Source organism: Bacillus sp. OTU2372, assembly GCF_038440275.1.
GTDB classification, from domain to species: domain Bacteria; phylum Bacillota; class Bacilli; order Bacillales; family Cytobacillaceae; genus Neobacillus; species Neobacillus bataviensis_B.
Genome location: NZ_JASATK010000013.1, coordinates 130,647 through 141,626, shown reverse-complemented (window position 1 = coordinate 141,626; position 10,980 = coordinate 130,647). Strand labels below are relative to the sequence as shown.

The following is a 10,980-nucleotide window of genomic DNA, read 5'->3' as shown; positions in this document are numbered from 1 at the left end:
ATTTTGTGTCTAACAATTTCGGTGCAGTTCAACTTGGCGAGTTTCATTTTAGTTGAGCTGGCTTTATATCAACCGCCGCTTACCGGTGGTATAAAAGCAACCTCATCGCCTTCACGAATCACCTCATCATTAGAGGCAAACTCTTCGTTAATAGCAGTCATGACGGTGTCCATCCGCGGTAAATCATATTTAGCCGCTAATTCCGCTTTCAATTCAGCAACCGTTTTGCCAGCTGCCTCTAGCGACAAAAACTCTTCACCAACAACATCACGCAAATGCGCAAAAAACATGACCTTATTCATCTAAATCACCCGCCTCCGGTTTACCGCTCGGATACGCAACCGTTTCAAGCTGATTGCCCATCCACGCTTCGCCATCCTCCCAATGTTCCTTCTTCCAGATCGGGACAATTTCTTTAATTCGTTCAATCGCATAGCGGTTAGCTTCATAAGCATCAGCGCGGTGCGGCGTCGAAACGGCAATCACGACCGCCACATCGGTAATATCTAAACGGCCGACACGGTGCGTAATCGCCACCTTACAGCCTTCCCAGCGTTCCTCTATTTCCCGGCCAATCTGCCCCAGCTTCTTAACAGCCATCGCTTCATATGCCTCATAGATCAAAAACAAGGTTTTCTTGCCCTTCGTAAATTCCCGGACGGTCCCGATAAAGGTTGTAATCGCACCGGCTTCACGTTGGATTACTTTATCAATCACCGCTTGAATATCAATTGGTTCCTTTGAGATTTCATACAGCTTCATTCTTTCACCTCTTCTGTTAAACGCTTAGGCACGGCGTTCTCCACCACTTGGTAGCCGCCAATCTTCTCGACCTGTTCTTTAAAGACAGGTGATTGGATGATCTTTATAAGCTGCCGGCCGCTGTCACTTTCAAAAAACTCTAGTTTCATCAATAAATCATATTCTTCATCGGCAACGGGAATAAAATCTAACCCCATCGCCTTTGCTGCTGGATAAATTCCTAATCCTGCCACAGACACATCACCCTTCACTTCCGCCGCCACTGCTAAATGCGAAAACATCTCGCGCTCATAGCCAGTAATCTCCTCAGCAGTAAGGCCTGCCTCATCTAAAAGTAAATCAAACAAGATGCGGGTGCCAGCTCCTTTTTGCCGGTTTACAAAGTTGGCGTCAGTCCGAACTAAGTCTGTGACGGATTCAATTCCAAGCGGATTTCCCTGTGGCAGAATCCAGCCTTGCTTCCTTTTTAAAAAAGGATATAAAACAACATCTTGACCTGCCAAAAATTTATTTACATAAGATATATTGTACTGTTTTGTACTTGGGTCTAGCAAATGAATCCCCGCTACGTGGGCCTCACCTTTTCGAATCGCCATGATGCCAGCCATACTGCCGACATGGGAGGAGGCGATTTTCATCTCTGTCCGTTCACGCTTCAGCTGAGATGATAACAGATCGATGGTTAGATCATGGCTGCCGCTGAATACAATGCTACTCTTTATTTCTTCAAGCGGTCGTAATAATTCGACCTCGGCAGTATCTCCCTGCTCATAACCGCTGATATGAGGCGGGACAATTAACAGGCCGTCTGCTCTGACATAGGACATGGTGACCCCTGCTGCCCGTGTGAGCGGGTTGGCCACAAATTGCCCATTCACATAGCCGATATTCATTCGGATAAAATCCTCTGCCCCCATCGACGAAACGATACGGCGGCCAAGCTTGACCATTACCGTTTGCCGCTTAGGAACAGGAATACCTAAATACTTACAGATTAAAGGCTGGACAAACCATTCAAGAGCCAAATAAGCTGACACCGGATAGCCCGGAACACCGACAACGATTTTTCCGTTTATTTTTCCTAAAATAACAGGTTTGCCAGGCCTTGCTGCAACCCCATGGGTAAACACTTCGCCAATTTCAGCAATGATGTGGACGGTAAAGTCCTTTCGTCCTGCCGAAGATCCGGCATTAATGACAATGATATCGGAGGTTTCCGCTGCCTCCAAAAGAACTTCCTTTATTTTTTCAGGCTCGTCCTTAACGATGCTATAGAGACGCGGCTCGCCGCCCCAATCCTTCACAAATCCGGAAAAAACCGTGCCGTTAAACTCGATAATTTTCCCAGGTGCTAATTCAGAATGGGCCTCAACCAATTCATTTCCCGTTGGAATAATCGTGACTACCGGTTTCTTAACAACTGGTACCGTCAGCTGCTGTGCCGCCAACAACACGCCTAAATCAGCTGGTCTTAACAAATGGCCTTGCGGAAACAGCATCTCTTCCTGCACAATATCCTCGCCAATCGGGCGGATATGCTGCCATGGGGTGGCCGGTTCAATAATTTCAATTGTTTCTTCGTCAACGATATGAACATGCTCAATCATAATCACCGCATTAAAGGGTGTAGGAATCGCATTGCCCGTATCGACAAAACAAAATTGTTCACCAACCTTAAGGTATTGGGGATTTTGTTCGTGTGCCTGGTAGGTGCTTTCTGCTATAACAGCAATCCCATCCATTGCGGAGGCATGGTAGTGCGGCATGGATACATGTGCAAAAATTGGTTCGGCGGTCACACGGCCTAGAGCATCAACCGCTGGAATCATTTCCATTTCAGAGGTCTGCAGAAAAGCTGCAAGAATCTCATCTCTTGCTTCCGCCCGGGGTTTATCTTCTAAATAAATTTTGCGTTGATATTGTTTTTGTTCCATTGATTAAGACCCCTTACCTTGATGGAATCACAGGAACCCATTCACCCTGTGAAACTCCTTCTTTTTCTGAACTAATCTCGACAAGACAATCGCTTTTTACCAATGTGGTAATCAAGCCGGATTTTCCGATAATCGGCTCAGCCCACCATTCTCCCTCTTTTTCAAACAGACGGGCGCGGATGTAATCGGCCCGGCCCATGGAGGATGGGATATTTTTTGTTATTTTTGCAAATATCCGCTCCGGTTTACGCTCGCACTTTTCTCCTTTTAGCTTGCGGAGGACCCGTTCACCGAACAATTTAAAAATAATCATCGCGCTGGCAGGATGCCCAGGCAGACCAATGACAGGCTTTCCATTTGCTAACGCCAGAATTGTAGGTTTTCCCGGTTTAATGCTGATTCCGTGGACGAATACTCCCGGATCACCCAATGATTGAATGACATCTGTTGTATAGTCCTTCGCTCCAACAGAACTGCCCCCCGAAAGGATTAAACAATCGACCTCACCATATAGAGCGCGGGCATGCTCTCGAAACTCGTCAAAATCGTCACGGACAATCCCGCCGTACACAACCTCCACATTCCACTCCTGGGCTAGTCCTGCGATTGTTAGATAGTTAATATCGCGGATTTGCCCTTCTCGCAATGTTTCAGTTTGGTAAGGGACAATTTCATCACCGGAAGACAGATATCCGACCTTTAATTTTCTAAAGACCGTCACGTGTGTAATACCTAAGGAGGCAAGAGCGCCTAATTCCTGCGGCCTAAGCTTTATACCGCGGCTTAGAAGGATCTCCCCTTCTCGAATATCTTCACCCGCCCGAATCACATTTTCACCGGGTGCAATCTGCCTGTACGTATTGAGGAGGGTATCAACATCCTCACAGTGTTCAATCATGATAACGCTGTCACTACCCTTTGGGAGCATGCCTCCAGTCGGCACATAAACGGCAGTTCCTTGGGTTACTTCAGCTGTTGGGACCTCGCCCATTTTCACCTCACCAGCAACGGTTAAAAAGCCGGGCATGGATTCTGAGGAACCATATGTATCTTTCGCACGGACGGCGTAGCCATCAACAGTCGAGCGGTCAAAACTCGGCACATTTTCCTTGGCAGTCACCGGTCTAGCTAAAATATAATGAAGGGCACGAGAGAGCTCTCTAATCTCTGTTTGCTCGATTGCCGGAATTTTTTCATCTATCAAGGTAAATGTCTCTTCAACTGTTTTGACTTTGAAAAATTGCATGGTTCCCTTACTCCCCCTTAACTAGTTCTACATGTTTGTAAAATCAGACTCAGCCCACTTTTTGGCCTCTATATATTCCTCTGGATGGTTCATATTAAAAAAGACTTTAGCTAACTCGATATGACTATAAGTTTCTAATTCCTTTTCGGTTAGGTACAAAACGTTCAAATGGTCGAGCAAATGTTTCATCCGCAGCTGACCTGCTTTAATCCGATCTTCCACAATTGTCGCTGCTTGCTTTTTAAAAACAGCAAATAGCGGATGCTGTTTGCCATTAATCACAGGTATGACCGCATCATAGTGCAAGGCATTGTTAACCAAGGCTTCGGCCAGCTCTCCAGAAACAAACGGCATATCACAGGCCACAATAAAATTAACTTCGTAATCTGACGCCATAAGGCCTGCGTGTACTCCGGCGAGTGGCCCCATGCCAGGGTATTGATCCGGGACCATTCGTACACCTAAAAATTCATATTGTTCAGAATCATTCGTTACTAGAATTATATCATCAAAAAGAAGTTTTAGCCTATCTGCTATTCTTTCAATATTCGCTTTTTCATTTATTTTCAGTAAGGCTTTGTTGGTGCCCATCCGGCTGGATTTCCCGCCTGCTAGAATAATGGCTGCAGCTTTCATAAATTACCCTCTCAATGAATGACTTTTTTCTCCCTCACCGGAGAATATCCATTATCTTGAGCAACAAAGTCAAGGTGAATGGAGAATAAATCTAATAAAGCAACTGAAGGCTTTGTTATAAATTGTTTTGTATCTATAATTTTAATATAGCCGTTACATTGTTCGCAAACCTGGATTTGCATAGCAGATTCGCCCTCAATTGATAAAAAGTGAACGGTTGCATGGTCTTCATTACCGCAGTATGAGCACTCTAAGCGTTTGGCATGCCAGTGGGCATGGCAGCGCGGGCATTGAATAACCTTCTTTCCATCCTCATCAAGTGTCGCCAGCCTCACTGGCTCAAAACAAACAGGACAGTATTCACTTATATTCATTCGTTCAACTTCTGGCTGAGCCTTTTCTGCAATTAATTGTAGGAAGGGACGGAGGGTGGACTCAGCAAGGAATAGTGGAATCCAATCTTGGATTCCATGTTCTTCGGCGAAGTGCTTAAAATAAATACAGCCAGCCATAAAGGCCTCCCCTAACCAATCAATTAAGGTTTCTTCCGTTAACAGATTGATGACTTTGGATAGCTCTGACTCTAATTCAGGTTTGAAGTTAATAATCAAATCTATTAATTCCTTTATCCAGAGTTTGTATAGTGTAACATCCAACTCAAGTTCCGCTAGTTTAAAAATAGGAGCCCATGCTCCTATTTCCGCTTGATCAAAGTTGATTTTGAAGGGTTTCGATGCTATTAGATGCTTCCACTGCTCCTGAAGCTCGATAATTTCCTTTTGCAGTTCCTGATAGTCATTTGAAACAACGGATTTAATCATCGTTTGCACACCTCTTATATTAAATAATTTTTGTGAGAAGAAATGACTGTCTTATATCCGACAGCCATTTCCTTTTCTTAACTTTTATACTTAGTTTACTGTCTATCTGCAGCGCCTTGAGGCTCAAGGCGCTTCCGCTTTTCGATTATTAAGCACCCCGTTTACGCTTAGGATCATCCAAGTTAGGGAAGTTGCCCTTTTTCACTTCTTCATCATACCAATCCTCATAGTGTCCTTTTGCCCACCATGCTGGAACCTTACCTGTTACCACACCGGAATAACCTGGTCTAGAGTGTTTGTGAACCACAGACAGGTAAATATGTCCGACAATAACCGCAATTCCTAAGCCAAAGCCAATGTTATGAAGGACGTATCCCCATTGAACAAGTGCTCTCGGGAAATATTCAGGAAACCACATCGTGAAGCCTGAAGCGATAACCAAAATAGCACAGAAAATTTGCAGAATCGAGTTGATTTTTTCACCTGCATTAAAGAATGTTTGTCTTATATGCCCAAACTTAAAGCCAAACAATTCTTTGACGAAATTACCGAAAAATTCGAGATCACGCTTTTTCCATGTGACTAATTCTTTCATCCAAAGAAAAAGGAACTTCGGACTAAAAATTAACAAGATGAATGTAGGCGTTATGAACGCTACTGCGAAAATTCGGTGCAATAGCCGTGCCATGGCTGGACCGCCGAAAACCGGATACAGCCAGTCAAAGAATTCGGTATACATTGGAAGGGCCGTGATGTATAGAGCAAAGAAGGCAATTCCATTAATGGCATGTGCCCAAACAAATGCCTTTGGGAAGCGGCGAATTAGCTCATTAGCTTTCGGATGCTTCTGATTATTACTCATGGCCCTCACCTCCGTCTTCATGGCCTTGTGTTTTTTTACTGATAATGGTATTCGAAATAAATGCTCCGACAATTGCCATGGTTGTGGCACCTAGCATCATTTTGCCGACTGGCTGTGCATAGTCTTTCCAAACAACCGCAGAGGTTGGAACCTTAGGATTTTCCGGAAGGCCATATACACTTGGTTTTTCAGCTAGTAAATAGATCGTATGCGTGCCGCCGACACCCTGCGGATTATAGATATTCGCATTTGGAAAACGGTCTTTCACTTCACTTAAGCGTTTCTGTGCTATGGCAAGCATGTCATCTTTTTTGCCAAACTGCATCGCGTCTGTATGGCAGGTTGTTACACAAGCAGGCTGCAAACCTTCTTCAAGACGATCGGTACACATCGTACACTTTTGAGCTTTTTTATATTCTTTACCGTTCTTATCTTTGTAAGTTTTTAATAAGATGACTTCAAATGGACAGTTTTGTACGCAATAGCCGCAGCCTACGCACTTATCATGATCAATTACAACAGACCCAAATTTTGAGTAGCTGATGGCGTTCTCAGGACATACCTTTTCACAGGCAGCCGTATCACAATGGAAGCAGGATGAGTGACGGAAGAGGTATTCTAAATCGCCTTTTCCGTTTTCATGCTCTACATATTGGAGAACATTCCATGTATCAGCACTAGTCTTTGGATGTGATTGAGCACTTCCTTGGAATGCGGTTACTTCTGCCGGAAGGTCATTCCAGTTTTTACAGGCAACCATGCAGGCCTTACAGCCATCACATCTGGTAACGTCAACGTATTTTACGTATTCAGCCATCGCCTAAGCCCTCCTTATGTCACATAGGAATGCTTTATATTCCGGAATCATCGTGTTGGCATCCCCAATATGTGGAGTCAGGCGGTTGGCTGTAGCTCCTGTTGCATACCCTTTGTATCCAAAATTCCATGGCATTCCAATTTGATGCACCTTTTTGCCTTTAACCGTAAACGGCTTGTAGCGCTTTGTGACCAAGGCATAGGCTTCAATTTTGCCGCGCGCAGAGGTAACAATGACTTTGTCCTTATTTGTGATGCCTTTCTCTTTAGCCAGTTCTTCACTTATTTCCACATACATATATCGTGCAATCTCTGCCAGCCATTCTTGGTTACGTGTCATCGAACCTGACTGCCAGTGTGCTTCGACCCGATAGGTGGTTGCAACAATTGGGTAGTCCACCTTAAAGCCACGTTTATTGAAATCTCCATCATTAATGACAATCGCAGGGTTATATTCTACTGATGAGAATGCATTCGGTACCGGGCTTTCATATGGCTCATAGTGTTCTGGGAATGGGCCGTCATTCATGGTTGGAGCAAATAATAATGCAACACCGTCTTTGTTCATCATGAAAGCACCTGTTCCGCCTGGATCAGTTGGGGCGGTAACTGCTTTAAAGTCAGGGACATCATTTCCGACCCATTTTTTTTGAGCAGCATCCCACCAAATCACTGCTTTTTCCTGGCTCCATGGCTTACCGCTAGGATCAGCTGCTGCGCGGTTGTAAAGAATTCGGCGGTTTGCCGGCCATGCAAAGGACCAGTTTAAGAAGTTTCCGCCGCCTGTATCCTTATTATCACGGCGTTGGGAAAGATTTTTCCCCTCTTCGGGATAGAAGCCGGAATAAATCCAGTTACCACTTGAAGTTGTGCCATCATCTTTTAAATCACCAAACGTTTTTAATAATTTGCCAGTTTTAAGATCGTAGCCATTGATTTCTTTGGCAATTTGGTCTAAATCTGGCGCTTCGCCCGTGCCATAATTCCAATCAAGTGCTAAGAATGGCTTGTCGGCGGATTTTGGACTGTTTGCATATAGCTTTTTAAGCTTCACAGCCAGCTCATGGACGATATCAAGGTCCGGGCGAGACTCGCCATTTGGCTCAATCGCTTTCCAGCGGTATTGCATCCAGCGGGAGCTGTTTGAGATACTTCCTTCTTTTTCAAAAGAAGAACAGGCTGGAAGCAGGAAGACTTCTGTATTGATCTTGGCTGGGTCATTGCTGGCTTCTTTTTGCCAGAAGGCTGACGTTTCGGTTTCCCATAGGTCAACCGCTACCAGCCATTTGAGGTTACCAAGAGCTTCCTTTTCCTTGCCGGCGTTCGGTCCACCGACAACAGGATTGGTGCCCCAAAGGAACGCACCCTCAAGTTCATTGTTGTACATGGCCTTAAATAAGTTAATATGTGAGTAGTTCTTATTCCCCTTCGGCAGGAAGTGGTACCCAAACTCATTATCCTTTGTTGCATTGGTGCCATACCAAGATTTCAATAGGCTGACAACAAATTTAGGTTTGTTGCTCCAATAGCCTGATGGCGGAGTTTCTTTTTTCAAGTATCCAGCAAGTGTAGCGTGTTCAGGAACCGTTGCCTTTGGCGCAGCAAGGTAGCCTGTTAAGTTATCCCACAGTAAACCGAAATCGGTAGAACCTTGAACGTTGGATTCGCCGCGCATTGCATTGATTCCTCCGCCTGGCAGACCAATATTACCTAAGAGAAGCTGCAGGATGGCAAAGATTCGGACGTTTTGAGAACCAACTGTATGCTGAGTAGTCACCATCGCGTAGAGAATCGTACCTGATTTACCCACTTTTCCTGTTTCACAAAAGGCTTTACAAACCTTCATGTACTCTTCTTTTGGTGTTCCTGTTACGGCTGTTACGGTATCCACATCGTAGCGGGAATAGTGTTGTTTCATTAATTGAAAGACCGAACGAGGATGCTGTAACGTTTCATCCTTCACCGGTTTTCCCTCAGGAGTGGTTTCAATCACCCACTTTGTTTTATCGTAAACTCGTTTTGCTTCATCATAACCGGAGAAAAGACCATCCTTAAAATCGTAGCCCTCCTTCACGATAAAGGAAGCATTCGTATATTTCACAACATACTCTTTATGAATGAGATTGTTTTCAATAGCATATTTAATCATACCGCCGACAAACGGAATATCCGTTCCAGAACGAAGCGGGGCATAGAGATCAGATACCGCAGATGTACGTGTATAACGAGGATCCACGCTGATAATTTTCCCGCCTTTTTCCTTCGCCTTTGTCAGCCATCTAAAACTGATTGGATGATTTTCAGCAGGATTTGCTCCCATAATGAGGGCACAATCTGTCCACTGAAGGTCATTCCAGTGATTTGTCATTGCTCCACGACCAAATGTAGGTGCCAGACCGGCAACCGTAGAACTATGTCATATTCGTGCCTGGTGCTCTAAGTAAGTGACACCAAGCCCTCTCATTAATTTTGATACTAGATACGTTTCTTCGTTATCAAGTGCCGCGCCGCCAAGGCTGGCAATCTTTTCTGTTTTGTTTACGATGATCCCTGCTTCTTTCTCAACAAATGAAGCATCACGTGTATCTTTCGTACGTTTGGCAATGGTGTCAAGCATCCATTCCCAATCTTTTTCTTCCCACTTATTGCTTCTAGGAGCACGATATAGTGGTTTTGTCAGCCGTTTTTCAGATGTATAAATTTGTCGTAATGTCGTTCCTTTACTGCATAGTTTACCTTCGTTAATTGGATTATCCGGATCCCCTTCCGTATAAACCACGGTATTATTTTTGGTGTGGACGAGTATCCCGCATCCTACACCACAAAAGCAGCAAATGGTTGGTGTTACAGTAGCTTTGGCAATCTTGAAATCTTTTGTTTTTGCATAGGCTTTTTTATCATTAAAACCTAGTTCAACTACTGCAAGGGTAGCTGCCGTTGCACCAGATAGCTTTAAGAATTGCCGGCGGTTTAAGTTCATTTCAACCATCACCATTCTCCCTCCCAAAAATGATTAGACGTCCCTCTATAAGCTTAAAGCGCCTCTCCCTTTGGGCTGGCAGCTTACCGCTTTATCTCTCTATTATTCTGCCTTTAGTTTTTCTCTGTTTGTTAAATCCCCCCTTCAACGGTTCTCTCACAGTCTATTTCTTGGGTAATATCATTTTTGACTCTTCCTGAAGAGGTATAAATGACAGCCATTTTTCCTCTTAAATAGCCGATTACCTCTATATTTAAAAACTTCGCCAGCTGCACGGCCTGTTTGGTAGCGGCCGTACGGGAGCCGATTACAGGAAAGCCAAATTTCGCCGCCTTTGAGAGCATTTCATATGAAACCCTTCCAGTTGTAAGTAAAACCAACTGTTCAGGAGGTAAACCCTTTCTTAGTGCATAGCCAATAATTTTATCCACCGCATTATGGCGGCCGATATCTTCACGGATCGTGATTGCGCCATCCTCCTCTACAATACAAGCGCCATGCATTCCACCGGTTTCTAGATAAAGAGACGATTTTCCAGCAAATTCACTTCTCTTTTTTAATAGATAACTTAAGTCATATTTTTGACCTGAGGACACTTTAGCAAAGCCCTTGACATCCGTCATTGAGAAGAAGGTGACACCTCTGCCGCATCCGGCCGTATAGTGTTTCTTTTTCGAAAAAAATTGGTCTTCATCAAAATGGGAGTGAAGGGTAACGTGGATTGCTCCCATATTTTCATCTATGTTGACAGCTTCAATATCGTTTGCATCCTGAATAAATCCTTCAGAAAACAAATATCCGTATGCCCAATCTTTCAGATCATATTTCGTTAATTGAAAAACAGCTATTTCGCAGCTGTTTAGATGTAAGGATATTGGATATTCATCGGGACAGCCCTTACGGTTCATACCATTCCCTCCTCC

General features: G+C 44.3%; 10 protein-coding genes. All 10 read right to left on the bottom strand.

Annotated elements, in window-relative coordinates:
• Window positions 1–68: 68 nt before the first annotated feature.
• Complete coding sequence (gene moaD / locus AAHB15_RS19455) at window positions 69–302, bottom strand: molybdopterin converting factor subunit 1 (protein WP_342043120.1); 234 nt, start codon at window positions 300–302, stop codon at window positions 69–71.
• The gene (locus AAHB15_RS19450) at window positions 295–762 is read right to left on the bottom strand and encodes a molybdenum cofactor biosynthesis protein MoaE (protein ID WP_342043119.1); all 468 of its coding nucleotides are present in this window, start codon (window positions 760–762) and stop codon (window positions 295–297) included. Before AAHB15_RS19450 ends, moaD begins: the two co-directional genes overlap by 8 nt.
• On the bottom strand, window positions 759–2,696 hold the full coding sequence (locus AAHB15_RS19445; protein WP_335574387.1) for a molybdopterin biosynthesis protein: 1,938 nt from the start codon (window positions 2,694–2,696) through the stop codon (window positions 759–761). Before AAHB15_RS19445 ends, AAHB15_RS19450 begins: the two co-directional genes overlap by 4 nt.
• Window positions 2,697–2,709: 13 nt before the next feature.
• Window positions 2,710–3,942 carry a molybdopterin molybdotransferase MoeA gene (locus AAHB15_RS19440; RefSeq protein WP_335574388.1) on the bottom strand — a complete coding sequence of 411 codons (1,233 nt, stop codon included), beginning with the start codon at window positions 3,940–3,942 and terminating at the stop codon, window positions 2,710–2,712.
• A gap of 27 nt (window positions 3,943–3,969) precedes the next feature.
• Window positions 3,970–4,578: a molybdenum cofactor guanylyltransferase gene (mobA, locus tag AAHB15_RS19435; protein WP_335574389.1), complete on the bottom strand. Its 609-nt coding sequence runs from the start codon at window positions 4,576–4,578 to the stop codon at window positions 3,970–3,972.
• A gap of 11 nt (window positions 4,579–4,589) precedes the next feature.
• The gene (locus AAHB15_RS19430) at window positions 4,590–5,399 is read right to left on the bottom strand and encodes a formate dehydrogenase accessory protein FdhE (protein ID WP_342043118.1); all 810 of its coding nucleotides are present in this window, start codon (window positions 5,397–5,399) and stop codon (window positions 4,590–4,592) included.
• A gap of 148 nt (window positions 5,400–5,547) precedes the next feature.
• A complete protein-coding gene (locus tag AAHB15_RS19425) occupies window positions 5,548–6,261 on the bottom strand; it encodes a formate dehydrogenase subunit gamma (protein ID WP_342043117.1) in 714 nt (237 codons plus the stop codon).
• Complete coding sequence (locus tag AAHB15_RS19420; protein ID WP_342043116.1) at window positions 6,254–7,078, bottom strand: 4Fe-4S dicluster domain-containing protein; 825 nt, start codon at window positions 7,076–7,078, stop codon at window positions 6,254–6,256. The genes AAHB15_RS19425 and AAHB15_RS19420 overlap by 8 nt, the downstream gene beginning before the upstream one ends.
• A gap of 3 nt (window positions 7,079–7,081) precedes the next feature.
• A complete protein-coding gene (gene fdnG / locus AAHB15_RS19415) occupies window positions 7,082–10,057 on the bottom strand; it encodes a formate dehydrogenase-N subunit alpha (protein ID WP_342043124.1) in 2,976 nt (991 codons plus the stop codon).
• 131 nt (window positions 10,058–10,188) lie between these two features.
• Window positions 10,189–10,965, bottom strand: a complete 777-nt coding sequence (fdhD, locus tag AAHB15_RS19410; RefSeq protein WP_342043115.1) for a formate dehydrogenase accessory sulfurtransferase FdhD — start codon at window positions 10,963–10,965, stop codon at window positions 10,189–10,191.
• Window positions 10,966–10,980: the final 15 nt, after the last annotated feature.

Bases quoted from the DNA above. Each gene is read 5' to 3' on its own strand.
- moaD (WP_342043120.1), bottom strand. From the start codon at position 302: ATGAATAAGGTCATGTTTTTTGCGCATTTGCGTGATGTTGTTGGTGAA.
- AAHB15_RS19450 (WP_342043119.1), bottom strand. From the start codon at position 762: ATGAAGCTGTATGAAATCTCAAAGGAACCAATTGATATTCAAGCGGTG.
- AAHB15_RS19445 (WP_335574387.1), bottom strand. From the start codon at position 2,696: ATGGAACAAAAACAATATCAACGCAAAATTTATTTAGAAGATAAACCC.
- AAHB15_RS19440 (WP_335574388.1), bottom strand. From the start codon at position 3,942: ATGCAATTTTTCAAAGTCAAAACAGTTGAAGAGACATTTACCTTGATA.
- mobA (WP_335574389.1), bottom strand. From the start codon at position 4,578: ATGAAAGCTGCAGCCATTATTCTAGCAGGCGGGAAATCCAGCCGGATG.
- AAHB15_RS19430 (WP_342043118.1), bottom strand. From the start codon at position 5,399: ATGATTAAATCCGTTGTTTCAAATGACTATCAGGAACTGCAAAAGGAA.
- AAHB15_RS19425 (WP_342043117.1), bottom strand. From the start codon at position 6,261: ATGAGTAATAATCAGAAGCATCCGAAAGCTAATGAGCTAATTCGCCGC.
- AAHB15_RS19420 (WP_342043116.1), bottom strand. From the start codon at position 7,078: ATGGCTGAATACGTAAAATACGTTGACGTTACCAGATGTGATGGCTGT.
- fdhD (WP_342043115.1), bottom strand. From the start codon at position 10,965: ATGAACCGTAAGGGCTGTCCCGATGAATATCCAATATCCTTACATCTA.